This is a genomic window from Amycolatopsis sp. BJA-103, assembly GCF_002849735.1.
GTDB lineage: Bacteria > Actinomycetota > Actinomycetes > Mycobacteriales > Pseudonocardiaceae > Amycolatopsis.
Genome location: NZ_CP017780.1, coordinates 9,052,242 through 9,077,125, shown reverse-complemented (window position 1 = coordinate 9,077,125; position 24,884 = coordinate 9,052,242). Strand labels below are relative to the sequence as shown.

The following is a 24,884-nucleotide window of genomic DNA, read 5'->3' as shown; positions in this document are numbered from 1 at the left end:
GCAAACCGGCGCGGCGGGAGCAAGGGACCTTTGCACCGCCGGAACGCGTTTAGTCGGCTAAACGCGCCTCAGGGGCGCGAGTCCTGCCCGAACCGCTCCCACTCCCGGTCCCAGGCCGCGCGCCGCGCCCGGTCCAGCAGGTGCCGCGCGATCAGGTACCCCGCCGCCAGCAGTGTCACCGCGATCAGCCACACGCCCACCCCGACGCCGACCCCCGTACTGGTCGCGTCCATCGGCGTCACCGGCGGATCGACCACGGCTTCGGCCTCGTCGAGCCACACTGTCACCCCGTCACCCACCGAAGCGCCGAGATCGGCGGTGACGGGCTCCTCTCGGTACGTCCCGTCCGGCAACGCCCACCGGGCCACCACCGAAGCGGTCTCGGCCGAAGGGGTCCCATCGACGCCGACGCGCGCCTGCGGAGCGTCTTCGAGCAGGAACGCGGTCGTCGAGTGCCGCGCGGCCGTCTCGAGCGCCGAGCGCTCCATCATGGCCGCGTAAGCCTCCGAACCGGCGGCCGCGGCCAGCGGGACGCCGAGCAGCGCCACCGCGACGCCTCCGACGAGGATCACCGCCTCGATCCGGTCCCAGATCCGCGCGAGCGGATTCCGGCCGGGACGGATCCGGCGCCACAGGAACAGAAGCGACACGACGGGCCTCCTTCGCCGGTTCCCCACCGACAAGACTGCGCCGGGAAGAGCCGGAGAGATAGGAGGCTTTGGTCCCTGTCAGCGGCGAGGAACGTTCTCACCCGGGATCACGTGCGCGGAGGCCGCACGGTTCATCGCACGACGTGTTCGTACGCGGACTTCAGGTCCCCGACCGGACCGGCCGGCGCGACCAGCGGCCCTTTCGCCCAATCGCAGCCGAGTTCGTGCAGGACCTTCAGCTGCCGCGCGGTTTCGACTCCCTCGGCGACCACCACGAGGTCGACGGCGTGCGCCATCGCCATGATCCCGGCGACGATCGGCTCGGCGTCGCTCGACCTGCCGAGATCGGCCACGAACGACCGGTCGATTTCGATCACGTTCAGATCGAGGCGGCACAGCTGGGCGAGCGAGGAGTACCCGGCGCCGAACCGTTCCGCGGTCACCCTGACCCCGGTCTTCCGCAGCGCGTCGACGGCGTCCGCCGCGTCCTTCAGCGCCGTCTCGTCGACGTCGAGGCTCAGATCGTGCGGTCCCAGCCCCGCGTCCTCCAGTGTGGTCTGAACCAATTGCAGCAAGGTGGGATCGCCCAGTTGGCGGACCGAAAGACTCACATTCACATTACAGTGCACACCATGATCGGCACGCCATCGGGAGATCTCACCGGCGGCCTTGGCAAGGACCTCCGCACCGATGATCGTCAAAAGATCGCCGTCGTCGGCGATCTCGGCCAATTCCGCCGGATCGATCGGCCCCCGGACCGGATGGTCCCAACAGGACTTCGCCTTCACCGCGACCATGTCGCCGGTCCGCAGATCGACGACGGGCTGATAAACGGTCTCGACCAGCCCGTCCGCGACGGCGTTCCGCAGATCCTGCTCCAGGATGAAACGGTCCTGCACGCGTTTCCGCATGATCGGCGCATAGAAAGCAGAGCGGCCCGGTCCGAATGTTTTCGCCTGATACATCGCCAAATCGGCGTCTTCCAGCAATTCGTCGGCACTGCGGGTATCGCCGGGTTCTGCGATCACTATTCCGATGCTCGTATTGATATGCAGTTCCCTGCCGTGCACGGTGAGCGATTCGGCCAGATGCCGCTGGAGGTGGTCGGCCAGCGCCCGCACCTCGGCGGCTTCGGGATAACCGGTGGTGATGACCAGGAACTCGTCCCCGCCGAGCCGTCCGACCAGGTCCGAAGGCCCGGCGACGGCCCGCAGCCGCTCGCCGATGATGCGCAGCACCTGGTCGCCGACGGTGTGCCCGAGCGAGTCGTTGATGATCTTGAACTTGTCGAGGTCGATGAACAGCACGGTGGTCGTCTGCGACGGATCCGCGATCGTGAGGCGCAGATGGTTCAGCGCGAGCGTGCGGTTCGCGAGCCGGGTCAGCGGATCGTGGGTCGCCTCGTAGGCCAGCCGCTCGCTGATCGCCCGCCGTTCGGTGATGTCGGCGAAGGACGTCAGCACCGAGGGCACGCTCTGTCCCGGCGCCATCAGCGGACCGGACGTCAGCGAAAGCCACCGATGGGCACCGTCGCGCCGCCGCACCTGCACGACCCGCCCGGTCTCGACCTTCCCCGAGCGCCGCACGCGCGCCGACGGCAGATCGTCCACGGGCACCGGGGCGCCGTGCTCGTCGTGCAGCCGCAACGTCCGGCTTTCCAGGCCGACCAGGGAACCCTCCGGCACGCCGGAGATCCGGTGCGCGGCGGAGTTCGCGAGTTCGATCCGCCCGCTGGGGCCGACCAGCAGCACCCCTTCGTCGAGCGTTTCGACGACGGTGGCGAATTCGGCCTCGGCCCGGCGCTGCGCGGTCTCGTCGGCGCACAGCAGCACGTAGCCGTCGAACATCTCGGCCGCGGAGACGCGGACCGCGAGCGCCGTGCCGTCGGCGCTGAAATGCGTCGCCTGCACCACACCGCCCGCCGCGACGACCTGCCGCGGATTCATCGGCGCGCCCACCACCTCGGACACCGGCACCCCGATGACCTGGTCGAGTTCGTGTCCGTAGACGGCCTCGGCCGCCGGGTTCCAGCTCGTCACCAGGCCGTCGGGCGAGGTCGCGATGATCGCGTCGCTCGCGTGGCCGACCAGCGCGGCCTGAAACCGCAGACCGGCTTCCGCCGCCTTCTGCGTGGTCAGATCGCGCATGATCACCTGATAGGCGGGTTTGCCCTCCCAGGTGGTGAGCACCGCCTGCGATTCGACGGCGACCTTGTGGCCCTGAAGGGTCCGCAGCATCATTTCGGTCGGCTCACTGAACGAGCCGGGCGCGACCAGCGAACCGATCCGCGCCAGCAACGCGTCCTGCGAGCCGTCGTCGACGAGGTCCGTGATGTGCATCCCGATGATTTCGGTCGACACACTCGCGCCGACGAAGCGCATCGTGGCCGAGTTCACGAAGACGACTTTGCCCCGCTGATGGACACAGATCCCGTAAGGGCTCGCTTCGACCATCGTGAGGTATTGCGTACCCAAAGTCCCGCCGTCGGAATTTTGCTCCAAAAGGCGGTACCCCTTGCCGAGAAAGGCAAGCGCGGGTTCACCACGTTGATCCCTCTCGGCGGACAACTCGGTCAGCAGGCGGACGAGCGAAGCATGACGGTCGGGTTCTCCAACCGTGCAGGTCGCGGTGCCGTTCGCTGGCGAGGAATCCTGATCCGAAGGCCGGTGGGTGTCGGGGGTCCCACCGTCGAGATCGTCAGGATCCATGTGATCCAAACCCCCTACTCGACTGATGTAGCTTCCGATTAGATCACTAAATCGACGTAGCCGTCCTCCTCGTCCAGCTGATCGGTGCGGCTTTTCCACCCCAGCGTTGACGGAATGTAGTTGAAGGGAAACACGTGCGGAGCAAAACAGACATCTGCGGCATCGGCGCCGTAACCGCCTACGGCTGGGGGCGCGAATCGCTGTGGGAGGGCCTCGCGAGCGGCGTCCCCTGCGCCCAGTACACCGACGGCTTCGGGGAAACCCCGGAACTGCCCGGCTGGGTGGCCCACATCCCCGAGGGCGGCAGATCAAGGGACGGCAGCCTGCACGCCCGCGCCCTGCTCTCCGCCGCGCGAGAAGCGATCGAAGACGCGGGCACCCGCGGCTGGTCGCCGGGACGGCGGGTGGGCGTCATCTCCGGCGGTGTCCGCGAGGACCTGCGGACCTGGGACAGGCTCACCCATCTCGGCGAGGAACTCATGTACCGGCGCGAGTTCATCGGCATGATGCCCTCGACCCCGATCGCCTCGCTGATGTCGGAGTTCGGTTTCCACGGCCCGTCGATGGCCACCTCCGCGATGTGCGCGACCGGCAGCGCCGCCGTCCTCACCGCGAAGATGTGGCTGGACGCGGGAATGGCCGACGACGTCGTCGTGGTCACCACCGATCTGTCCGCGACCCGCGCGATGGTGCGCAACTTCGTGCACTGCGGGGTGGCGATCACCGACACTCCCCCGCTCGACGCGTGCCGCCCTTTCCAAGAGGGCACAAGGGGATTCACCTTCTCCGAGGCCGCGGTCGCGGTGGTGCTGACCCAGCGGAAGACCGACTCGTACGCGACCCTGCTGGGCGGCGCCATGTCCCATGAGGCGCACAACGCGATGGCGCTCGACCCGAACCCGGCGAACGCGATCTCGGCGGTGACCGGAGCCTTGGAGAACGCGAACGCCGCCGCGAAGGACGTCCGCTACCTGAACGCGCACGGAACGGGTACGAAACTCTGCCACCGCACGGAATCCCAGATCCTCGAAGCGGTCTTCCCCGGCAGTACGGAGATCTACTCGATCAAACCGCTGACCGGCCACAGCCAGTCCGGTAGCGCGCTGACCGAGATCGCGACGACCTGCCTCGCGGCGCAGCACGACCTCGTCCCGGCGCCGAAACCGGTGGCGGACGGGCATCCGCAGCTGATGGACGGGCCCTCCCGGCCGGAAAGCGGGCTCACCGTCAAGACGTCGATCGGGATGGGCGGGTACGTCGCCGCAGTCGTGTTGGACGCCGCCTGACTCCTATTCGATAACACACGGTCTCAACGTCGTCACGAAGTGTCATATTCGGTGCTCATCGGGTCGATACTGCCAAGTAGCGATACGCACTAGGCACGGAGGCGGCCATGAGCCCGAGAACGGCATCCGACAACCTCGTCCACAACTACCTGTTCTTGCGGCGTGCCATCGGTTTCCTCGGGATCGGACTGCCTTTCGTGCTGATCTTCGGGAAGATCGCCGTCGACGGCGGCGGCCTGCTCAACTCGATCAGCGGCTACTACTACTCGGGGATGCGCGACGTCTGGGTCGGCGTCATGTGCGCCATCGGTGTCTTCCTGTTGTCCTACCGGGGTTACGGCCGGATCGACGACATCGCCGGGAACATCGCCGCGGTGGCCGCGGTCGGCGTGGCGCTGTTCCCCACGACACCGTCGAACGGTGACCGCACGGACGAGATCCTCGGCCTGCTGCACCTCGGGTTCGCCGCGGTCTTCTTCCTCACCCTGGCGTTCTTCTGCATCGTGCTGTTCACCAAGTCGGACAAGGAGATCCCCGGCGCCCGCAAACCCGAACGGAACCGGTTGTACGTCACCTCCGGCGTGATCATGCTGGTGTGCCTGGCCTTGATCGTGCTCTGCGGCCTCGTCTTCGACGAGCTGACGAAGTCGCTTTACCCGGCGCTGTGGCTGGAGTCGGTGGCGATCTTCGCGTTCGGTGTCGCGTGGCTCACCAAGGGCGGGACGCTGCTGCCGGACAAGACCGTGACGGCGGGAACGCGGGTGACGGCCTGACCTGTACCGGAGCCGGGCCGATCAAGGTAAAGGAACCTTTATCATCGGCCGGGTCGTTGACGCGGTATGACTGAGCGCATCGCACTCCAGCTCGGCCGCCGCGACCTCCTGGTGGTCGCGGGGATACCCGGGGCGGGCAAGACCACGCTCCTGGCCCGGGCGGCGACCGGCGCGATGCCGGTGCTCGATTCCGACCAGGTCCGCGCGCGGCTGCGCGGACGGCTGCCCGCCGCGCTGCCGTACCGGTGCTACCGGCCGCTGGTCCACCTGTGGCACCGCGCGCGGGTCGTCCGGGCCGCGCTGGCGGACGGTGGCCCACTGGTCGTGCACGAGCCGTCGACCCGCGCGACGACCCGCGGGCTGCTGGCCCTGCTCGGCCTGGTGAGCCGCCGCCCGGTCCGGCTGCTGTGGCTCGACGTCACCCCGGAGGAGGCCCGCGCGGGCCAGGTCGCGCGCGGGCGCGTCATCCGGCCGCGGTCGTTCGCCCGTCACGTCAGAAGGGCCGAGAAGGTGCGCCGCGACCTGCGCGCCGGCTGGGTCCCGGCAGGCTGGCACGGCGCGCGGATGGTGACCCGCGAGGTCACCGGGGCGCTGCGGTTCGTCACCGAAGAGGAGCCGGGAAGAGGCCGCTCAGGCGACGTCCGGCTCCTCCCGGTCGACCGGCCCGGCGCGCCCACAGTGCGCGCAGGTTAGCGGTTCCGGGTCGGGTTCGTCCGAAGGTCCTGGTCGGTTCGGGGGCGGACACGGGTTCCCCGGCGCCCAGCGGATGCGTACCGGCATCGTCGTTCGTCCTTTCCACGCCGCGAAGGACCTTCGCACGGAGATACGGACATACTGATCCACCGGTTCACCCCATCCCCGGATCGGGTCAGATCCCCACGTAGTTCTCGGCGAAGAAGTCCTGGTGCGCACGGGAAACCCGCAGGCTCTCCAGCCGCGCGTCCCGCAGGGCCCGCTGGAAGAGGGCCTCGTCGTCGTATCCGGCCGGACTGTGCAGGAGGCCGATCATCCAGTGCGAGAACTCCTGCGCGCGCCAGATCCGCGGCAGGCACTCCGCGGAGTAGCGGTCGAGCGCCGTCGTGTCGTCCGTTTCGTGGGCGGCGATCAACGCCTTGGCGAGGATCTCGGCCTCCATCAGCGCGAGATTCGCGCCTTTCGCGGCGGCGGGACTGATCAGGCTCGCCGCGTCGCCCGCGAGGAACAGTTTCCCGCGCTGGATCGTGTCCATCACGTGCGAACCAAGGTCCACGATCCGGCGTTCGATGACGGGGCCGCGTTTGAGCGCGCCGTACCGCTCGCCGCGCATCCGCAGGTGCAGTTCGTCCCAGACCCGGTCGTCGGTCCAGGTGTCCGGATCCTCGCCGCGCGGGACTTCGAGGTAGTAGCGCGTCACCGTCGGCGTCCTCGCCATGTGCCCGGCGAAACCGCGTTCGTGGAGCGCGTAACCGATCGCGGACATACTGGGCGGCGCCTCGGCGAGGATCGCGAGCCACGAGATCGCGTGGTCTCGCTGGAAGACCTTGGCGGGAACGGATCTCCGCGAGACGCCGTGCCTGCCGTCGCAGCCGGCGATGTACTCGGCGCGCAGGAGGCGGTCGTCGGCGATGATGGTGGCCTCCGTCCCCGACACCGACGAAACCTCGGTCTCGAACCGGATCTCCCCGCCGCGGGCGAGGAATTCCGCGATCAGATCGGCGACCAGGAATTGCTGCGGATAGACGGTGTGCACCTCGCCGCCGCCGAGTTCGCCGTACTTGAGCTCGAATTCCCCTTGTTCGGCACGGAAGGCGCAGGTGTCATGCCGGACGCCGTTGGCGAGAAGGCCGTCGGCGAGGCCGTTCCCGTCGAGGACACGGACACTGTTCGCGGCCAGGAATCCAGCTCTGGCACGGTTTTCGACGTACTCCCGGCTTTTCCGCTCCAGGATCAGGCAGTCGATTCCGGCCGCGCGCAAAAGATTTCCCACGACCAGTCCGGCCGGACCCGCGCCCACGATCAGTACATCGGCGTCGTTCTTCCCCACGAAAGCCCCCCGTGCCCGTGCCCTCCCCCACTGCGATCCACGGTACACAAAGTGCGTTCACCCGGGGGATGTTCAGCCCTTCTGGGCACGCAACCTTGCCCGGCGTTTCCCTTCGTGCATCGCCACGACACGCGCGATCGGGATCGTGTGCCCCTGTTCGACGAGGTCGGCGGGCAACGTCTGCGGCGCGGGCATCGCCTCGGCCCACGGATCCTTGTCGCCGAGCAGACCCGGCGCCGTGTAGACGGTGAAGTCGGCGGGGACCACGTCCGCCAAAGCGTCCCAGGCGACCGGGAACGACACCGGCAGTCCCGGCCGCAAGCGCGGGCTGTACGCCGCCGCGACCGTGTTCCCGCCTGCCCGCGTCGAATCGAGGTACACCTTGCCCTCGCGGTCTTCCACGATGTACGCGGTCGTCGCGACCGAGGGGTCGACCTGCTCCGCGCGAGCGGAGAGGGCGCGGGTCGCGGCCGCGACGTCTTCGAAGGTCTGCCCCGGCACCAACGGGACGAAGATGTGCACTCCCTTGGAACCACTGGTCTTCACCGCACCGGCGAGCCCGGAATCGGAGAGCGCCTGCCGCACCAGCCCCGCGGCCTTCACCACGTGCGCGAAATCGTCACCCGGCGGCGGGTCGAGGTCCAGGACGAGATGGGTCGGGCCAGCGACGTCCCCGGCGGTCATCAACGTCGGGTGATACTCGACGGCGCGCTGGTTCGCGAACCACAGCAACGTGCGGCGGTCGTCGCACAGCGCGTACGACACCTGCCGATGGGAGGTCTCCGCCCAGATTTCGTGCCGCTTCACCCAGCCGGGTGTGTATTTGGGCAGGTTCTTCTGCATGAACGGGTCCTGGCCGCGCAGGACGCGGATCACCGACAGCGGCCGGTTCTCCAGTACCGGGAGGAGGCGGCCCGCGACGAAGTCCAGGTAATCGACGAGGTCGCGTTTCGTCGCACCCTCGAACAACGGCTGGTCGAGGTTGGTCAGCTTGACCCCGTCGCGCTCGTCATCGCTCATGACGGTGAGCCTGACACAAAAGCCTCGTGAGTGGTACGGACGGTTCTAACCGCCCGTACCACTCACGAGGCCGACGCTTAGCTGATGTTGGCGTCGATGCAGGCGTAAAACGCGTTCGCCGTGTCGTAGACGTTCCAGCGGGCGAGGATCTTGTGCCGCCCGCTCTGCTGCAGGTTCACGCTGTGCGTGACCGTGGCGCCCGGCTGCGCGCCGTTGTCGTTGACGGTCGCGACCTTCGCGCCGTCGACGAAGTACTCCCACGTGCTGGTGCGGTGGCGAGCCGTGATCGTCCACCGGAACGTGGTGGTACGGCCGAGGGAATGCACCTTCCAGCCCTTGCTGTCATTGTTGAGATCCGAGAAACGGCCGACGCCGCCGCTACAGCTCATGAGCCCCTTAGGGCCCTCGACGCTTTGCGGTTCCCATTTGATGTCACCGCAGGAAACGGTGTTCTGAGCGCACTGCGCCTGCCTGCTGGCAGGTGAGGAGACGTAGCCGTGCGCGCTGGCGGTACCCGCCGGGATCGCGACCAGAACCGCCGGCACCGTTGCCGCACCTGCCGCCAGGGTCAAAAGCCGTCGTTTGAAGCTCATGCCTACCCCTTTCCCATCTGTGCACCCACCGCTGACCCGGGTGGCGGAACCGTCCGTGGAACTCGAGGTTCCTGGGCCACGGCGAGCGAAAAACCAATGAAGGTTGGGACCACATCCGCCGAAGCGCCGAGCGGCGAATGTGGTCTAGACCATAATTGGTTCAGACGACTCGGTCAAGAGTAACCAACCGGGCACTTGGAGTCGTGAAGATCGAACAGGGTTGTCAAGTCGTGCGATCAGCCCGCACCCAAACAGACGAACGGTCGCCGGAACGGATCAACCGCGATGGTGTCCGCCAGCGCCGTCGCCGGGCCGGCACCGTCGGCGAGTCCGCGATGGTAGTCGTCCATCGCGGCCGCGGCGGCTTCGTCACCGACTCGGCTCAACGGCGCGATCACCGTCCGCGAACCGCTCGCGAGCAGCGCGCTGGCGAAACCGAGGACTTCGTCGCCGGGCCGGATCCGGTTCAGCGCCAGTTCGCACGACGCGAAGACGACTTGCGACGGCGGCTGCGCGAGCCCGGCCATCTCGTGTGCGAAGAGGGTGCCGTCGGCCAGTTCCAGCCGGGAGAACAAGGCGTTCTCGGGCTCGTGCGCACCGTGCGCGGCGATGTGCGCGAGCTTCGCGCCGTCCAGCGCGCCGAGGACGGACCGCACCGTCGCGTCCGGCCCGGTCAGCGTATGTGCCGTCCGGTAGTGCGTGGCGAGTTTGGCCAGCTCACCCCTGGTCCCCACGAGGCCGGGTCCGCTGACGAGGACGACCTTCCGCGCCTCGGGGACCGTCGTGCGTTCGGCTCCCAGCCAGGCGGTCGCCGACGGGGCGACCACGATCGGCCGCGACCGCAGCGCCGGCAGCACTCCCCACGGGACGGCGAACAGCGGACCGGTCGGCACGACGACCAGGCCGCGGTCCCCGAGCAGCCCCTCCAGCGGCCGGATGAGCTGGGCGTCGAGCCGTTCGGCCTGTTTCCGCGCCGAACCGAGTACCGCCTGTACCAGGGGCGGCGGCAGGTGATCCGGCGCGAGGGCGTCGAGATCGACGTTCAGCATCCGCGCGGACTCCGCCGCCGATGCCGCCGAGCCGAGCCGCACCAGTTCGCACCGCCTGCCCGCGACGACCACCGCCACCAGGTCGTCTCCGGAGGACACGAAGCTCACCAGCGCGCGTTCGCCCAGCTCGTCGGCGACCTCGGCGAGCCGCGCGACCGGCCGCGGCCTGCCCCAGCGTCCGGTGTGCCACCCGAGCCGATGCGCCTCGCGCAACCGCTCGGCGTGTTTCGCGCGCAAGGCCGCCGTCGGGTGCCCGTCGTGCTGCGCCTGGTGGATCGCCTGATCGAGACCCCGGACCTCACCGACCCGCTCGGCGAGATCCGGATCGTCCGCGGCAACAGGTTCGTACCGGTAACTTTGCGCGCGGGTCCGTTCCGTCCAGCCGAACAACCGGGCCGCGTCCGCGCGTTCGAGCACGATCTTGACGGCCAGATCCGCCAGCTCCCTGCCGTGCAACGCCGTCCCGGACACCAGTTCGAGGCCGCCCATCCGGTCGCGGACCCGGTCGAGTTCGGTGAGCCCGCCCCTGATCTCGGCCAGCGCCCTGGCCTTGTCCCCCTCGGCGACCGCGAGTTCCGCGCGGCAGAGCCGTCGCAGCATCCGGTAATCGACGGTGGTCAACCGGCCCGGCTGCGGAATCCGCGCCAGCAGTTCGGCGGCACGCTTGCGTTTTCCCTTCCGCAGCTCGACCCGGACGGCCAGCATGCGCGCCAAGGCCGCCTGATCGGCGAGCCTCGGCATCGGCATCGCGTTCGCCGCCCGCAGTGCGCGGGCCGTCAGGTTGGCCGGGATCTCGTTGGTACGCAACGCATCCCGCACGTCGGCACGAAGGCCGACGATCGTCGCGTTGGCGACACAGGTCTGGCATCCCCAGCGCAGCGTCCGGCGCCGGGCCGAAGAGGCGTACGTCCGGGCGAGCTCCAGGTCGTCGGTCATCAGCGCCGCGGACGCGCGGAACAGCTCCACCCCGCCCAGATCCCTGGTGATGCTCCGCTGTTCCAGCATCACCGGCAGGATCTCGTCGAGATGGACTCCGGCCTCTTCGGCCAGGCCCGCGGTCAGCAGCGCTTCGGCCCGTTCCCACCGCAGCAGCGGCGGGATCTCCAGGTCGAGAGATCGGTAGATCCGCTCGCTTTCCTCGTAGAGCCGCAATGCAGCGGGCACGTTCCCGACGCGGAGTTCCAGCGTGCCCAGCGGGCGGCGGACGTCCGCGGCCTGGGCGTGCAGGCCGTTGCGTTCCGCGAGCGCCACGGCGTTGGCGAGGTCCCGCCTGGCGCGGCGGATGTCGCCGAGCCTGGTGTAGGCCAGCCCCCGCGTGGTCAACGTGCCCAGGTACGGATCGAGCGAGGGCGCGGGATCCTTTTCCATGGCCAGGAGGGCCTCTTTGTGCGCGAGCGAGGAATCGAAATACCCCGTGCTTTCCTCGTTCCGCCCCACCGCCATGAGCAGGAGTCCGTAATTGTGGTCGAGCTGACCGCGCAATTCCGCGTGGAGCCGGGGGTCGTCCACCGCTTTGAGCAACAACCGGACGTCGTCCAGGCCCGCGAGGCCGGAAGCCACGCCCCCGCTGGTCTCCGAGCCCACGGTCGCGATGCTGGAAGCCAGCCGGATCCGGGTGGCCAGCCAGTCGTTCCTCATCCGTTCGGCGACCGGATGGATCGAATCGAGCAGAGCCATCCCCCGCCGCAGCAGGAGAATTCCCTCACGTTGACGGGCCGAACACGCGGCATCGATACCGGCGCGCTGGAGTTCGCGCGCCTTGCGAATGACATCGGCTTGATCGAGCTGTGTAACCGCCACTGATCTATGACAGCACACTCCGTAGCCGAGAGTCGCCCGCCACCGGTTCTTACCCGGGTGACGGGCGAAACCTCTTCAGCCAGGAGTGTGCTCAGGGAGTGGGCGGCGGCGTCTGAGCGCATCCGCCAGGGCAGTCCCAGACTCGTTCGTTCTGGTGCTCGCAGTCGGGGCTGTGCTGGTGTTCTCCCTGGTCGGGCTTGGGCTGAGCCGGGTCGACCGGCTCTTCCTCACCGATGGGATCCTTGACGTCCGTAGGCGTCGACATTTGACGATCTCCTCCCCTGATGATCTTTCTTTGTCGTACCAGGCAGCCCCGTCACACCAGGCCCCCTCTGATTCGCAGGCCCTCTTCCTGCGAACGGGGCAATAGTGCCACAACGGAGCAGTGATCGGGAGTTTTTACCTACACTGAGTCATCGGCGGCACCCAAAAGGGGGACGCCTAGTTAGCGAACCTCACGACCTGCGCCGAATGGCCGAACGGGGGGTACGCCGTCTCCGATCCGCCAGCGGGACCGAGATCATCAACGAATCCCTTGCCCGGGAAGGGAAACCGGCCGGAAGCCACGCGCGGACCCGGCAGAGCCCACTGCGCCATCCGGCCTAAGATCCAAAAATACTTGTGGCACAAGGGTTTCCGGCCACGAAGGCCGGGGAACTCACGGCTCGTCGGGGGTTGCCTGGCAAAACATCCGGAGGAGATAACGATGCCCACGTGGTTGGTCATCATCATCGTCATCGCCGCGGTCCTGGTGGTGGGAGCGGCCGCTTGGTTCGTCGTCGCGGAGCAACGCAAGCGGCGGTTGCGAGAGACGTTCGGGCCCGAATACGACCGGGCCGTCAAGGAACACGAAAGCCCGCGAGAAGCGGAACGCGAGCTGTCGTCGCGAGTGAAACGCCACTCGGACCTCGACATCCGGCCGCTGCCGTCGTCCACAAAGGACCGGTACGCGCAGGAATGGGCACTGATCCAGGAACAGTTCGTCGACCGCCCGTCCGGTGCCGTCGTCGACGCGGACCGGGTATTGGTCTCCCTGATGGCCGAGCGCGGCTACCCGACCGAAGGGTACGACCAGCAGCTCGCGGATCTGTCCGTCCGGCACGCGAACGCGTTGCGGCACTACCGCGCCGGGCACGACACGCTGGTGCGCCATCGGGATTCCGAAATGTCCACGGAGGACATGCGTGAAGCGATGAAGCACTACCGCGAGGTGTTCGAAGATCTGTTGACCGATGGTGGCGAAGGAGCGGAAAGTCATGGAGAGCAGGCCTCTGGGAACCGAGGGAACGGAACCGCGGAGCACGGAACGCGTCGCGGGGACGACGGATCGGCTCGACGGGGAACCGACCGCTGACGGTCTCGGCGACACCCGGGCCGACGAGGATTCCGGGCACACGCTGAGCACCGAGGACCTGGTGGCCGCCGAACCCGAGCGCACCACCGGGACCACGACCGAACATCACGAAGACAAGGCGCAGACGTTGTTCGACAACGTCGACGTGGACAGGTTCCGCGACAGCTGGCAGGGCATCCAGACGGCCTTTGTGGACGATCCGCAGCGGGCGGTCAAGGAGGCCGACGAACTCGTCGCCGTCGTGATCCAGAACCTCGCCACGACCTTCGCGGACCACAAGAAGGAACTGGAATCCGCGTGGAGCCAGGGCGAACCGGCCACCGAGGATCTGCGGATCGCGTTGCGCCGCTACCGCTCGTTCTTCAATCAACTGCTGAGCACGTAGTCCAAGAGCTCGTGAGTGGTAGGGACGGTTCTAACCGTCCGTACCACTCACGAGCTTTTACGCGCCGGTCGTCGACCCGGGCCGCACGATCATCAGCACCGTCACCACGGCCCAGAGCAGGTTGAACATCCCCGTGTACATCGCCACGCGCCCCGCCGTCACCGGTTCCGACGGCCGCTCGGCGTCCAGCACCGCGAGAATCGCGTTCTGCCCGGGCAGGACCAGCAACGCCAGCACCCCGGCGGCCGCGGCGGTGAGCACGATCGACACGATCACCCACACGTCACCGAAGACCCGCATGCTGCCCGCGGTCGCCAGCCCGAACAACGGCACGGCCACCCCGAAGATCGCGTACACCCGGCAGATCCGGTTGAGCATGCGCAGGACGGACAGCCCGGAACCCGGTTCGGCGAACGCGCGCCGGGCGGCGGCCGGGAACATGCTCGCCGCGACGGTGACCGGACCGACCGCGATGACGGCGGCGAGCACGTGGAGGATCAAAAGTACTTTCGACACCCGCCGAGCCTAAGATCATCACCCCGGCGCTCGATACGGGTGTTTTCGACGGATGTCGCAGGATTCCGGCCATGCGCTACGTCCGATGACGTACGCCGGGTGCCGCTTGTGAACGGATGTGGTGAGGCCTCGCGAGAGCCACCATTCGTCACCATGAACCTTCCCGTGGACACAGACGAACTCACGAAACGGTACGGAGAACATCTCGCCGTCGACCGGATGAAACTGACCGTGCTGCCCGGCGAGATCTACGGTTTCCTCGGCCCGAACGGCGCCGGCAAGACGACGACGTTGCGGATGCTGCTGGGGCTCGTCCGCCCGACGTCCGGCAGCGTGCGGCTGTTCGGCAGGCCGCCCGGAGACCTCGACGGGGTCGGCGCGCTGATCGAATCGCCGGGCTTCTACCCGTATCTGTCCGGCGCGGACAATCTCAAGGTGCTGGCCCGGTACAGCGGAACGGATCCGCTCCGCGTCGGCGAAGTGCTCTCGCTGGTCGATCTCGCCGATCGCGGCAAGGACCGGTACTCGACCTACTCCCTCGGGATGAAGCAGCGGCTGGGGGTCGCGGCGGCGCTGTTGAAGGATCCGCGGCTGCTGATCCTCGACGAACCGACCAACGGCCTGGACCCGGCGGGAATGGCCGACATGCGCGTGCTGATCCGGCGGCTGGGCGCGGAAGGCTGCACCGTCCTGCTGTCGAGCCATCTGCTGGGCGAGGTCCAGCAGATCTGCGACCGGGTCGGCGTCGTCTCGCGGGGACGGCTGGTCGCGGAGAACACGGTGACCGAACTCCGCGGCGGCACGGTGCTGCACATCGAAACCGACGAGATCCTGCGTGCCGCCGACCTGGTGAAGCACTGGATCGGCGCGGAGAACGTACGCGCGAGCGGGACCGGACTCGATCTGACCGTCGACCCGGACCGCGCGTCGTGGCTGAACCGCGAGCTCGTCACGGAAGGGATCCCGGTGCGCGAACTGCACGTCCGCGAACGGGATCTGGAGCAGGTTTTCTTCGAGCTCACCGGAGAGGTGGCAAGTCATGTGGGGTAGCTGCACCGCCGAGCTGGCGAAACTCGTCCGGCGTCCGGCGAACTGGTTCATGCTGGGGATCGCGGTCGTGCTCGGCCTGACCTTCACCTATCTGCTGCCGCTCGCGGGCGCGGCGGGTTCGTCGAGCGGGGCGCCCGGCACGGATCGCGGGCTGGCCGCGACCATGCCGTCGAACCTGGTCGGCAACTCGATCGGCGGGCTGCCGGTGTTCCTCGGCGCGATCGTGCTCGTGCTCGGGGTGCTGGCCGTCGGCACCGAATACGGCTGGAGCACGTGGAAGACCGTGCTGACACAAGGACCTTCGCGGCTGACCGTCTACAGTGGAAAGTTGTTCGCGCTGGCCGTCGCGACCCTGGCCGTCGTGCTGACGAGCTTCGTGGCCGGAGCCGCCACGAGCGCGATCATCGCCTCCTCGGAAGGCGAACCGATGAACTGGCCCGCGTTCGGCGAGCTCGTCACCGGGATCGGCGCGGGCTGGCTGATCGCGATGACCTGGGCCGTTCTCGGCGCCGCGCTCGCCATCGCGATGCGCGGAGTGGCACTGCCGATCGGGCTCGGCCTGGTGTGGTTGCTGGTGGTCCAGAACCTGCTGTTCGGCGTCGCGGCCCCGCTGCTGGACTGGGTCGGCACGCTCCAGCTGGCTCTGCCGGGAGCCAACGCCGGTTCGCTGGCCGCGTCGCTCGGCGCTTCGGGGGCGACGCCGGGAATCGGGGAACTCGTCGGCGTCTCCCAGGCGACGCTGGTGGTGGCCGGCTACCTGGTGGCCTTCGCCGTTCTCGGCGGCTGGCTGCTGCGACGCCGGGATGTCCGCTGAAAGCGCGTGAAGGCCCCTTCCCTCTGCTGGGTTTTACAAGCAGAGCCGCGGGAAGGGGGCCTTCACTCGGGATCAGGCGAGGGTGTCGAGGTCCGCGACGACGTCCTCGGGCAGCTCCAGCTTCGCGGCGGCGACGTTCTCGTGCAGGTGCAGCAGCGACGACGTACCGGGGATCACCAGGATGTTCGGTGACCGCTGAAGCAGCCACGCGAGCGCGACCTGCATCGGCGTCGCGTCGACGCGGCGGGCGCAGTCGTCGAGCACGCCGGACTGCAGCGGGGTGAACCCGCCGAGCGGGAAGTACGGCACGAACGGGATGTTGATGGCCGCGAGCGCGTCGAGCAGCCCGTCGTTGACGCGGTTCGCGACGTTGTACTCGTTCTGCACGCAGACGACCGGCGCGATGGAGCGGGCCTCCTTGACCTGCTCCGCCGAGACGTGGCTCAGGCCGAGGTGCCGGATCAGGCCCTGCTGCTGAAGTTCGGCGAGGACCTCGAACGGCTCCGTGATCGAGACCGGGATCGGGAAGACGCCGTGCTCCCCCGCGAGCCGCAGATTGACGACGTCGAGCACGTCGACGCCGAGGTTGCGCAGGTTGTCGTGGACCGCGGAGGTCAGCTCCTCACGCGAGAGCGCCGAAGGCCAGCCCTTGTCCGGAGTCCGCTTCGCGCCGACCTTCGTGACGAGGTGCAGGTTCTCCGGGTACGGGTGCAGCGCCTCGCGGATCAGCTCGTTGGTCGTGTGCGGCCCGTAGAAATCGCTGGTGTCGATGTGGGTCACGCCCAGCTCGACCGCCGCGCGGAGGACGGCGATCGCGGTTTCGCGATCCTCCGGCGGCCCCCAGATGCCGGGGCCGGACAGCCGCATGGCGCCGTAGCCCATCCGGCTCACGGTGAGATCGCCGAGAGTGAGGGTGCCGCCTGGGCTCATGATCGCTCCTTGGTCGTGGTTCCCGGCTCACCCTATGCAGGGTCGGCCGCCTCGGCGCGCGCGGGAAGGGAGCAGGGGACCTTTGCTATCGCCCGAGGCTCTGACCTGCGCGAACGACCAGGCCGACCAGCTGGTTCGCCAGTCCTTCGGCCAGCCCGTCGACGAACATCTCGCGACCCGCGGGTGCTCCCCGTTCGGCCATGACCGTCGCAACGGCCTCACCAGGGTTCGCGTAGGGCCACAGTCCAGCGACGAGGATGAAGACGGCCTTCGCGAAGTGTCCGGCGGCTGCGGCGTCCAACGGGACCTGGGCCCGGACGACGTCCGCGAGCCGTTCGGTGCGTTCGCCGGCCCGGGTCTTGAACGCCCGGGCGGTCTCGACGGAGATGTTGCGTTCGAGCACGGCCGCCATCGTGCTGATCAGCTCGCACAGGAGGCGCTGCCGCGAAATCGACGTCGCGATGACGGTCGCGACGCGTACTTCGCGCTCGTAACCAGGTTTCGCATCTCTCGGGGCACCTAGTTCGTCTTCGAGCTCGTCGAGCCACGCGACCCAGATCGAGTCGAGGACCTCCAGGAAGATCGCCTCGCGGCTGTCGAAGTACCGCAGCACGTTCGACTTCGCCAGGCCGACGCGATCGCTCAGTTCGCGCAGGCTGATCTGCGAGACAGGCCGCTCGGCCAGGAGTTCGCGCGCCGAGTCGAGGATCGCCGTGCGCCGCGCCTCCACCTGTTCCGGCCGCCGTGCGCGCTGGAAGTCGGGGGACACGCGCCGCACGGTACCAGACCACCCGGCTGTTATTCGGCCTTCGCGGCCCTCCGGGCCTGCACCCGCTTGTAGCTCCAGATCAGCAAAGCGAACAGGATGAGCCCGGACAGGATCAGGCTCGAACCGGTGCTCCATCCGCCGAGCGGCAGCCCGGGTACGAGTCCCCAGACCACTCCCGCGGCCAGTAGCCCCAGCCCGGCCAGCACCGAACCCGCGATGCGCAGCGGAGACGAAACACTGTCCTCGGCCGCCTTCATCGCCCTGTCGCGGATGGGATCGACGTACTTCTCCACCGCCGGGAACTCCGAAGCCAGCACGAGCAGCCCCGCGAGCACCAGCAGCAGGCCGGGTCCTGGCAGCACGAGCAGCGCGATGCCGACCAGCAGCAGAATGACGCCCGCGATCAGGATCAGCACCTGCCTCACGGGTTTTCCGATGCCCACGTCATTCTCCTCGCCGTCGTTCCTGAGACTGATTGTGCCGGGAACGCGCTGGTCCCGCCCGGTCGAAGGATGGAGGCACGGTCTTGATCAACGAAGCGATCCATCGACGATGAAGGAATCGGGACACTCAACGTCCCGATTCCTTCGTCGTCGACTCCGGCACACGCTGAATCGCCACCCTTGTGCTGGTCGGCTGGCCGCGCGATCCGGCCGAGCGGGGTGGATCACCTCACCCCGGCGATAGCAAAGGTCCCTTGCTCACTCCCCCGCGCCCAACAGCTGCTCGAACGGCACAAACCCACTGCTCGGAGCCACAACCGCTCCCTCCGACGAGAGCCGCGAGGCGAACTCCCGCCCAGCCCGCGAAGCCCGCGCGTCGAGATCCCCGGGAGACGCCCAGTCCGACGAAGCCGCGTACACCGCCGTCGCGACAGGCTCGGCGCGAAGGTAGGCGAAGAGCGGACGCAGCGCGAAATCGAGTACCAGCGAGTGCCGTTCGGTTCCGCCGGTGGCGCCGATCAGTACCGGCTTCCCGTCGAGCGCCTTCTGCTCCAGCACGTCGAAGAACGACTTGAACAGTCCGCTGTACGACGCGGTGAACACCGGTGTCACGGCGATCAGGCCGTCCGCGGCGGTCACCGTGTCGATGGCCGCGCGCAGGGCCGGGGAGGGAAACCCGGTCAGCATGTTCTTCGTGACGTCGAGGGCGAGGTCACGAAGTTCGATCACCTCGATCTTCACGTCCGGCAGCACCGAAGAAGTCGCCGCGGCCAGTTTGTCCGCGAGCAGCCGCGTCGAGGACGGCTGGCTCAACCCCGCGGTCACGACAGCGATCGTCGTCATGCGGTCACCGCCGAAGAAGCCTCCGAAAGAAGCGAAGCGTGCGTAGGAGCCTCAGGCACGTGAGCAGGACGAAGGGAGTCGAGTTCCTTACGCAGCACCGGGATCACGTGCTCGCCCAGCAGATCGAGCTGTTCCAGCACGGTCTTCAACGGCAGCCCGGCGTGGTCCAGCAGGAACAGCTGACGCTGGTAGTCGCCGAAGTGTTCGCGGAAGGTCAGCGTCTTGTCGATCACCTCTTGCGGGCTGCCGACGGTCAGCGGCGTCTGCTCGGTGAACTCCTCCAGCGACGGCCCGTGCCCGTACACCGGCGCGTTGTCGAAGTACGGCCGGAACTCCCGCACCGCGTCCTGCGACTTCGGCCGCAGGAACACCTGGCCGCCGAGGCCGACGATCGCCTGGTCCGCCTTGCCGTGCCCGTAGTGCTCGTACCGCTCGCGGTACAGCTCGATCAGCGCCTGGAAGTGCTCCTTCGGCCAGAAGATGTGGTTCGCGAAGAACCCGTCGCCGTAGTAAGCGGCCTGCTCCGCGATCTCCGGGCTGCGGATCGAACCGTGCCAGACGAACGGCGGCACCCCGTCGAGCGGCCGCGGGGTCGAGGTGAACTCCTGCAGCGGCGTCCGGAACTTGCCGGACCAGCTGACCACGTCCTCGCGCCACAACCGGTGCAGCAGGTGGTAGTTCTCGATGGCGAGCGGGATCCCCTGCCGGATGTCCTGCCCGAACCACGGGTACACCGGGCCGGTGTTGCCGCGGCCCATCATCAGGTCGACGCGGCCGTCGGCGAGGTGCTGCAGCATCGCGAAGTCCTCGGCGATCTTCACCGGGTCGTTCGTGGTGATCAGCGTGGTCGAGGTGGAAAGGATGAGTTTCGACGTCTGCGCGGCGATGTAGCCGAGCATCGTCGTCGGCGAAGAAGGCACGAACGGCGGGTTGTGGTGCTCGCCGGTCGCGAAGACGTCGAGGCCGACTTCTTCGGCCTTGAGCGCGATCCGCACCATCGCCTTGATCCGCTCGTACTCGCTGGGCGCCTCCCCGGTGGCCGGGTCGGTCGTCACATCGCCCACCGTGAAGATTCCGAACTGCATGACCTGCTCCCTAGACCGGGTTACTGTTGCTTGAGCGTTCAACCTTACGCGCGCAAGAAGTATTCCAGACGTTCGGCGCCAGCTGATCGAGTGACTTGATCAGTCCCGGAAAGTGGCCGCCCTCACACTCGAATCCATGTGGCTCACCTCCCTGCTTGTGACAACGTTGACATTCGCTTTCACGCCGGCCACCACCACTCCCGAACCCACCGTCGCCGCGACGATCTGCGCCAAGTACTGCGACAGCCGCGATCCCGCACTGGCCGTCGGCGAAAGAAGACCCAGTACGGCGACCGTCTGGGGCCGTGGCATCACACTGCATCTCTCCGACGGCGACGACATGGGCTGGGGCAGCATCGGCAACGGCGACCCCGGCGACGAGGTCTGGCTCGACCGCTCCTTCGACGGCGGCCGCACGTGGGCCGGAGACAGCCGGATCGGTGACACCGAGATCCCCGACGGTCAGCGCGGCTGGCGGACCCTGATGTTCAACGTGGACGACCCCACCACCCACCGGTTCGGCGCCCTGCGCGCGTGCGGGAAGGCGGGCAACCGGCCGGAAATCGCCTGCACACCGTGGTTCCGCACCACGGTCGCCGCGCGCGACCGCGCCGAAGCCGCGGCCACCGCGCTCATGCAGTTCTACGACAACGGCACCGGCCTCTGGCAGACCACGGGCTGGTGGAACTCGGCGAACGCGCTCACCGCGATCCTCGACTACAGCACCCGCACCGGCTCGCGGAACTACCGCCACGCCATCGCCAACACCTTCGACCGCAACCGCGGCGACAACTTCACGAACGAGTACATCGACGACACCGGCTGGTGGGCGCTCGCCTGGATCCGCGCCTACGACCTGACCAAGGACCGCCGCTACCTCGACACCGCCGTCATCGCGGCCGACTACATGTACTCCTACCGCGACGGCACCTGCGGCGGCGGACTCTGGTGGTCGACGGCGAAGACGTACAAGAACGCCGTCACCAACGAGCTGTACGTCAAGGTCGCCGCGTCACTGCACAACCGGCTCCCCGGCGACACACGCCAGCTCGCGCGGGCACGCGAGGTCTGGGACTGGTTCCGCGCGAGCGGCATGATCAACGGGAACGCCCTGATCAACGACGGCCTGAACGCCTCCTGCGCCAACAACGGGCAAGCCGTCTGGAGTTACAACCAGGGCATCGTCCTCGGCGCGCTGCTCGAACTGAACCGCGCGACCGGTGACACCGCCCTGCTCACCCGTGCCCGCCGGCTCGCCGACGCCTCCACCACGACGTCACTGCTGCACGCGAACGGGATCCTGCGCGATCCGTGCGAGTCCGGCGACTGCGGCGCCGACGGACCGTCGTTCAAGGGCGCGTACGCCCGCAACCTCGGCGAGCTGGACCGGGCACTGACGGGCAGGCCGTACCGCGCTTACCTGACGCGCCAAGCGAACTCGACGATCGCGCACAACCGCACGTCGCTAGACCAGCACGGCCTGCGCTGGTCGGGACCGGTCGACAAGGTCGACGCCGCTCGTCAGCACAGCGCGCTGGAGGTACTCACGGCAGCACTCTGATCACCGGATCCGGGACGTGCAGCCAGGCGCGGACCTCGGTCTCCTTCTCGTGCACGAGCACCTGCCGGTAGCTCATCGTGTCGAGACCGGGGCCGCCCTGGTCCTGGACGTCCTCGTGGAACCGGTCCGAGACGAGCACGACCATGGGCGAACCGTCCGGCGCCTCGGCCAGCGCGTCACGCAACACCCGTGAATCGAGCAGCCGGGCCAGCAGCACCTTCGGCCGCCCCGTCACGCCGTATTCGTCGAGCGTGACCTCGCCGGCGTGGATCGCGACCCGCACCCTGATCCGCAGCTCGGGCGCCGTGACCACGTTGTACCTGGCCAGGTCCGCCGCGAGCTGGGCGAGGAGCGGGTACAGCAGCCTGAACTTCGGGAACTGCGGCGGGATGACCACGATCATCCCGTCCCCGGTGTCGCTCTTCAGGCAGACTTCCCAGGCGATCCCGCTGCCCGTGAAGGCGTTCTCCAGCAGGCCGAAGAGCATCCGCCGGACCTGGACGAAGATCTCGCTGCTGCGCCCGACCTGCCCGAAGCCGGCGATGTCGATCGAGAACAGCCCGCAGTGCATGCCGGACGCCACCCACACCGTCGGCGGCGGATAGAGGATCTTCTTCCGCAGCAGAGCGAGGTGCACACAGGACACTGTGACCAACAGGATCGTGCCGAAGAACCAGAAGAAGCCGAACGCTATCTCCGTGTTGTCCGCGTCGCCCGCCCGCGCGAGCGAGTAGGTCATGAAGAAGGACATGAGGCTGTAGCCGAGCACGTAGAACCACAGGGCGGCCCGTCGCAGCCGCCACGCGGCGTGCACGAACGCCAGCGGCGCGAACACGCCGAGTGACCCTACCGCCACCACGAAATACCAGAGACTCACCACGCGCTGTGCGGTCGACGCACGTGTGGGGCCGATTCCGACGACCACTGCTTCCCCCCGTCACCCTGTGACACGAGAAACGATAACGCCTCATCCGAAGAAGGAGAAAGCCGCTCGCGGCGGCCATGACCCGGCCATCGGGACAGGTGGTTCGCCACACCGAGGGCGCTCGGGAAGACTAACTGTCGGGGCGGCCGGATATCCTCCAGTACGGTGTCGCGTTGAACGCCACCGTCACGAGCAAGTTCGCGAGCCACGACTCCAGGAGAAAGACCCAGTGACTGCTGAGACCCTGTACGGGGCCGACGACCTGACGCATCTCGAGGGTCTGGAAGCGGTCCGCAAGCGTCCCGGGATGTACATCGGCTCCACCGACAGCCGCGGCATCAACCACCTGTTCTCCGAGGTCGTGGACAACTCGACCGATGAAGGTGTGGCGGGTCACGCCGCGAAGATCGTGGTCACCCTGCACGCCGACGGCAGTGTCCAGGTCGACGACGACGGCCGCGGCATCCCCACCGGCACGCACGCCAAATCCGGTTTGTCCGGTGTCGAGCTGGTGCTGACGAGGCTGCACGCCGGCGGCAAGTTCGGCGGCTCGGGCTACAAGACCTCCGGCGGCCTGCACGGTGTCGGCGCTTCGGCGGTGAACGCGCTGTCGCACCGCTTCGACGTCACGGTGAAGCAGGACGGCAAGGTCCACCAGATGTCGTTCGCGCACGGCGTCCCCGGCGTGTTCGACGGGCCCGGCCCGAAGGCGAAGTTCACCCGCAAGTCCGGGCTGAACATCACCGGGAAGATGAAGCGCGGCGAGCGCGGCGGCACCTCGATCCGGTACTGGTACGACTCGCGCTACTTCGAGACGGGCGCCGTGCTCGACGTCGAAGGCGTCCGCGCGAAGATGCGCAACACCGCGTTCCTGGTCCCGGGCGTCACGTACATCCTGCGCACCGCCGTCGACGACTCGATCAGCGAAGAGACCTTCCACTTCCCCGACGGCCTGGCCGACATGGTCGACTTCCTCGCCCCGGACAGCGAAAAACCCGTCTGCGGCACGCTGATCATCAACGGCGAGGGCACGTACAAGGAGAACGCCGCGGACGCCAGCGGGGTCATGCAGTCCAATGTGGAGCGTCACGCCGAGATCGAGGTCGCGCTGCGCTGGGGCACCGGCTACGAGCGCACGGTGGAGTGCTTCACCAACACCATCCGCAACGTGCACGGCGGCACGCACCGCCGCGGTTTCGACCGCGCGGTGCTGAAGTCCTTGCAGGACGCCATTTCCAAGACCCGCGGGCTACTCAAGCCCAAGGAGGACATGCCGACCGTCGAGGACGTCCTCGAAGGCATGACAGCGGTCGTCCACGTCCGGCTGCCGGAGCCGCAGTTCACCTCGCAGACCAAGGACGAACTGTCCACCGCCGGGATCACCCGGGTCATCCAGGGCGTCGTCGACAAGCACATCCGCGCCTGGACCGAAGAGCGCAAGACCAAGTCCGAAGCCAAGATCGTGCTGCAGAAGGTGGTCGACGCGGCACGCGTCCGGCTCACCCAGAAGCAGCAGAAGGACGCCGCCCGGCGCAAGACCGCGCTCGAAGGCGCGGCCATGCCGCCGAAGCTGGTCGACTGCCGCACCACCGGCGTCTCCCGCAGTGAGCTGTTCCTCGTCGAGGGTGACAGCGCGCTCGGTTCGGCCCGGATGGCGCGCGTGTCGGAATACCAGGCGCTGCTTCCCTTGCGCGGCAAGATCCTGAACGTCCAGAAGGCGTCGCTCGGCGACACCTTGAAGAACGCCGAGATCGCCTCGATCGTGCAGGTGCTCGGCGCGGGCAGCGGGCGCACGTTCGACCTGACGACCATGCGCTACGGCCGGGTGATCCTGATGGCCGACGCGGACGTCGACGGTTCGCACATCCGGACACTGCTGATCACGCTGTTCGCCAAGTACATGCGGCCGGTCATCGAGGACGGCAGGCTCTACGCCGCGATGCCGCCGCTGCACAAACTGGTCACCAAGGGCCGCAACCCGGAGACCCACTTCACCTTCAGCCAGAAGGAGATGGAGACCAAGTTCGCGGCGCTGGAGCGCGCGGGCAAGCAGATCGTCACGCCGGTGCCGCGGTTCAAGGGCCTCGGCGAGATGGACGCCGACGAACTGTGGGACACCACGATGAACCCCGCCACCCGCTCGGTCCGCCGTATCACCCTCGACGACGTCGAAGCCGCGGAGAACGCGCTCGAACTGTTGATGGGCGAGAAGGTCGAGCCGCGCCGCAACTGGCTGGTCGAATCCTCCGACCGGGTCGACCGCGAAGCCATCGACGCCTGATTTCGTTGCTATTCAAGGAGCTTTGA

The 24,884-nt window shown here is 67.9% G+C and carries 23 protein-coding genes; 9 read left to right on the top strand and 14 right to left on the bottom strand.

Going from position 1 to position 24,884, the window contains the following annotated elements; genetic code table 11:
- Nucleotides 1–68 precede the first annotated feature (68 nt).
- Together BKN51_RS41185 and BKN51_RS41180 are read right to left on the bottom strand one after the other, a co-directional pair.
- On the bottom strand, nucleotides 69–650 hold the full coding sequence (locus tag BKN51_RS41185) for an Rv1733c family protein (RefSeq protein WP_101612696.1): 582 nt from the start codon (nucleotides 648–650) through the stop codon (nucleotides 69–71).
- Between the two features lie 131 nt (nucleotides 651–781).
- Entirely contained in the window at nucleotides 782–3,358 is a 2,577-nt protein-coding gene (locus tag BKN51_RS41180; RefSeq protein WP_101612695.1) for a sensor domain-containing protein, read from the bottom strand.
- A gap of 134 nt (nucleotides 3,359–3,492) precedes the next feature.
- Between BKN51_RS41180 and BKN51_RS41175 the strand changes: the two genes are divergently transcribed.
- The 3 genes from BKN51_RS41175 (at nucleotide 3,493) to BKN51_RS41165 (ending at nucleotide 6,110) form a co-directional block, all read left to right on the top strand.
- Complete coding sequence (locus BKN51_RS41175; protein ID WP_101612694.1) at nucleotides 3,493–4,644, top strand: beta-ketoacyl synthase N-terminal-like domain-containing protein; 1,152 nt, start codon at nucleotides 3,493–3,495, stop codon at nucleotides 4,642–4,644.
- 107 nt (nucleotides 4,645–4,751) lie between these two features.
- Complete coding sequence (locus tag BKN51_RS41170) at nucleotides 4,752–5,417, top strand: DUF998 domain-containing protein (protein ID WP_101612693.1); 666 nt, start codon at nucleotides 4,752–4,754, stop codon at nucleotides 5,415–5,417.
- A 66-nt stretch (nucleotides 5,418–5,483) separates the two neighbouring features.
- A complete protein-coding gene (locus BKN51_RS41165; protein WP_101612692.1) occupies nucleotides 5,484–6,110 on the top strand; it encodes an AAA family ATPase in 627 nt (208 codons plus the stop codon).
- A gap of 175 nt (nucleotides 6,111–6,285) precedes the next feature.
- Here the strand turns inward: BKN51_RS41165 and BKN51_RS41160 are convergent, their stop codons facing one another.
- The 5 genes from BKN51_RS41160 to BKN51_RS43415 all read right to left on the bottom strand — a co-directional run bounded on the left by BKN51_RS41160 (nucleotide 6,286) and on the right by BKN51_RS43415 (nucleotide 12,167).
- Entirely contained in the window at nucleotides 6,286–7,440 is a 1,155-nt protein-coding gene (locus BKN51_RS41160) for a 4-hydroxybenzoate 3-monooxygenase (protein ID WP_101612691.1), read from the bottom strand.
- 72 nt (nucleotides 7,441–7,512) lie between these two features.
- Nucleotides 7,513–8,460 (bottom strand): DNA polymerase domain-containing protein, encoded by a 948-nt coding sequence (locus tag BKN51_RS41155; protein ID WP_101612690.1) that lies wholly within the window; start codon nucleotides 8,458–8,460, stop codon nucleotides 7,513–7,515.
- Between the two features lie 77 nt (nucleotides 8,461–8,537).
- Nucleotides 8,538–9,053, bottom strand: a complete 516-nt coding sequence (locus BKN51_RS41150) for a lytic polysaccharide monooxygenase auxiliary activity family 9 protein (RefSeq protein WP_101612689.1) — start codon at nucleotides 9,051–9,053, stop codon at nucleotides 8,538–8,540.
- A 236-nt stretch (nucleotides 9,054–9,289) separates the two neighbouring features.
- Nucleotides 9,290–11,902 (bottom strand): CHAT domain-containing protein, encoded by a 2,613-nt coding sequence (locus tag BKN51_RS41145; RefSeq protein WP_101612688.1) that lies wholly within the window; start codon nucleotides 11,900–11,902, stop codon nucleotides 9,290–9,292.
- A 91-nt stretch (nucleotides 11,903–11,993) separates the two neighbouring features.
- Nucleotides 11,994–12,167 carry a hypothetical protein gene (locus tag BKN51_RS43415; protein ID WP_158255792.1) on the bottom strand — a complete coding sequence of 58 codons (174 nt, stop codon included), beginning with the start codon at nucleotides 12,165–12,167 and terminating at the stop codon, nucleotides 11,994–11,996.
- Nucleotides 12,168–12,608: 441 nt separating this feature from the next.
- Between BKN51_RS43415 and BKN51_RS41140 the strand changes: the two genes are divergently transcribed.
- Together BKN51_RS41140 and BKN51_RS41135 are read left to right on the top strand one after the other, a co-directional pair.
- Nucleotides 12,609–13,256 (top strand): hypothetical protein, encoded by a 648-nt coding sequence (locus BKN51_RS41140; RefSeq protein ID WP_101612687.1) that lies wholly within the window; start codon nucleotides 12,609–12,611, stop codon nucleotides 13,254–13,256.
- Nucleotides 13,159–13,641, top strand: a complete 483-nt coding sequence (locus BKN51_RS41135; RefSeq protein WP_101612686.1) for a hypothetical protein — start codon at nucleotides 13,159–13,161, stop codon at nucleotides 13,639–13,641. Before BKN51_RS41140 ends, BKN51_RS41135 begins: the two co-directional genes overlap by 98 nt.
- A 57-nt stretch (nucleotides 13,642–13,698) precedes the next feature.
- Here BKN51_RS41135 and BKN51_RS41130 read toward each other — a convergent pair whose 3' ends face one another.
- On the bottom strand, nucleotides 13,699–14,157 hold the full coding sequence (locus tag BKN51_RS41130) for a hypothetical protein (RefSeq protein WP_101612685.1): 459 nt from the start codon (nucleotides 14,155–14,157) through the stop codon (nucleotides 13,699–13,701).
- A gap of 153 nt (nucleotides 14,158–14,310) precedes the next feature.
- On the opposite strand from BKN51_RS41130, the gene BKN51_RS41125 reads away from it, so the two are divergent.
- On the top strand, nucleotides 14,311–15,207 hold the full coding sequence (locus BKN51_RS41125; RefSeq protein ID WP_101612684.1) for an ABC transporter ATP-binding protein: 897 nt from the start codon (nucleotides 14,311–14,313) through the stop codon (nucleotides 15,205–15,207).
- On the top strand, nucleotides 15,197–16,021 hold the full coding sequence (locus BKN51_RS41120) for an ABC transporter permease (protein WP_101612683.1): 825 nt from the start codon (nucleotides 15,197–15,199) through the stop codon (nucleotides 16,019–16,021). Before BKN51_RS41125 ends, BKN51_RS41120 begins: the two co-directional genes overlap by 11 nt.
- Nucleotides 16,022–16,093: 72 nt before the next feature.
- On the opposite strand, the gene BKN51_RS41115 is transcribed toward BKN51_RS41120, so the two are convergent.
- The 5 genes from BKN51_RS41115 to BKN51_RS41095 form a co-directional block, all read right to left on the bottom strand.
- The gene (locus BKN51_RS41115) at nucleotides 16,094–16,951 is read right to left on the bottom strand and encodes an oxidoreductase (RefSeq protein WP_101612682.1); all 858 of its coding nucleotides are present in this window, start codon (nucleotides 16,949–16,951) and stop codon (nucleotides 16,094–16,096) included.
- 85 nt (nucleotides 16,952–17,036) lie between these two features.
- Nucleotides 17,037–17,720: a TetR/AcrR family transcriptional regulator gene (locus tag BKN51_RS41110; RefSeq protein ID WP_101613777.1), complete on the bottom strand. Its 684-nt coding sequence runs from the start codon at nucleotides 17,718–17,720 to the stop codon at nucleotides 17,037–17,039.
- A 29-nt stretch (nucleotides 17,721–17,749) separates the two neighbouring features.
- On the bottom strand, nucleotides 17,750–18,163 hold the full coding sequence (locus tag BKN51_RS41105; RefSeq protein WP_101612681.1) for a PGPGW domain-containing protein: 414 nt from the start codon (nucleotides 18,161–18,163) through the stop codon (nucleotides 17,750–17,752).
- A gap of 258 nt (nucleotides 18,164–18,421) precedes the next feature.
- Complete coding sequence (locus tag BKN51_RS41100; protein ID WP_101612680.1) at nucleotides 18,422–19,006, bottom strand: FMN reductase; 585 nt, start codon at nucleotides 19,004–19,006, stop codon at nucleotides 18,422–18,424.
- Nucleotides 19,003–20,091: an LLM class flavin-dependent oxidoreductase gene (locus tag BKN51_RS41095; protein ID WP_101612679.1), complete on the bottom strand. Its 1,089-nt coding sequence runs from the start codon at nucleotides 20,089–20,091 to the stop codon at nucleotides 19,003–19,005. The genes BKN51_RS41100 and BKN51_RS41095 overlap by 4 nt, the downstream gene beginning before the upstream one ends.
- Nucleotides 20,092–20,227: 136 nt before the next feature.
- On the opposite strand from BKN51_RS41095, the gene BKN51_RS41090 reads away from it, so the two are divergent.
- On the top strand, nucleotides 20,228–21,652 hold the full coding sequence (locus BKN51_RS41090) for a glycoside hydrolase family 76 protein (RefSeq protein WP_101613776.1): 1,425 nt from the start codon (nucleotides 20,228–20,230) through the stop codon (nucleotides 21,650–21,652).
- Here BKN51_RS41090 and BKN51_RS41085 read toward each other — a convergent pair.
- Nucleotides 21,636–22,487: a hypothetical protein gene (locus BKN51_RS41085; protein WP_236781092.1), complete on the bottom strand. Its 852-nt coding sequence runs from the start codon at nucleotides 22,485–22,487 to the stop codon at nucleotides 21,636–21,638. The genes BKN51_RS41090 and BKN51_RS41085 overlap by 17 nt on opposite strands.
- 319 nt (nucleotides 22,488–22,806) lie before the next feature.
- On the opposite strand from BKN51_RS41085, the gene BKN51_RS41080 reads away from it, so the two are divergent.
- Nucleotides 22,807–24,858 (top strand): DNA gyrase/topoisomerase IV subunit B, encoded by a 2,052-nt coding sequence (locus BKN51_RS41080; protein WP_101612677.1) that lies wholly within the window; start codon nucleotides 22,807–22,809, stop codon nucleotides 24,856–24,858.
- Nucleotides 24,859–24,884 lie beyond the last annotated feature (26 nt).

Bases quoted from the DNA above. Each gene is read 5' to 3' on its own strand.
- BKN51_RS41170 (WP_101612693.1), top strand. From the start codon at position 4,752: ATGAGCCCGAGAACGGCATCCGACAACCTCGTCCACAACTACCTGTTC.
- BKN51_RS41115 (WP_101612682.1), bottom strand. From the start codon at position 16,951: ATGAGCCCAGGCGGCACCCTCACTCTCGGCGATCTCACCGTGAGCCGG.
- BKN51_RS41155 (WP_101612690.1), bottom strand. From the start codon at position 8,460: ATGAGCGATGACGAGCGCGACGGGGTCAAGCTGACCAACCTCGACCAG.
- BKN51_RS43415 (WP_158255792.1), bottom strand. From the start codon at position 12,167: ATGTCGACGCCTACGGACGTCAAGGATCCCATCGGTGAGGAAGAGCCG.
- BKN51_RS41095 (WP_101612679.1), bottom strand. From the start codon at position 20,091: ATGCAGTTCGGAATCTTCACGGTGGGCGATGTGACGACCGACCCGGCC.
- BKN51_RS41165 (WP_101612692.1), top strand. From the start codon at position 5,484: ATGACTGAGCGCATCGCACTCCAGCTCGGCCGCCGCGACCTCCTGGTG.
- BKN51_RS41150 (WP_101612689.1), bottom strand. From the start codon at position 9,053: ATGAGCTTCAAACGACGGCTTTTGACCCTGGCGGCAGGTGCGGCAACG.
- BKN51_RS41180 (WP_101612695.1), bottom strand. From the start codon at position 3,358: ATGGATCCTGACGATCTCGACGGTGGGACCCCCGACACCCACCGGCCT.
- BKN51_RS41125 (WP_101612684.1), top strand. From the start codon at position 14,311: ATGAACCTTCCCGTGGACACAGACGAACTCACGAAACGGTACGGAGAA.
- BKN51_RS41100 (WP_101612680.1), bottom strand. From the start codon at position 19,006: ATGACGACGATCGCTGTCGTGACCGCGGGGTTGAGCCAGCCGTCCTCG.
- BKN51_RS41135 (WP_101612686.1), top strand. From the start codon at position 13,159: ATGGAGAGCAGGCCTCTGGGAACCGAGGGAACGGAACCGCGGAGCACG.
- BKN51_RS41120 (WP_101612683.1), top strand. From the start codon at position 15,197: ATGTGGGGTAGCTGCACCGCCGAGCTGGCGAAACTCGTCCGGCGTCCG.
- BKN51_RS41090 (WP_101613776.1), top strand. From the start codon at position 20,228: ATGTGGCTCACCTCCCTGCTTGTGACAACGTTGACATTCGCTTTCACG.
- BKN51_RS41140 (WP_101612687.1), top strand. From the start codon at position 12,609: ATGCCCACGTGGTTGGTCATCATCATCGTCATCGCCGCGGTCCTGGTG.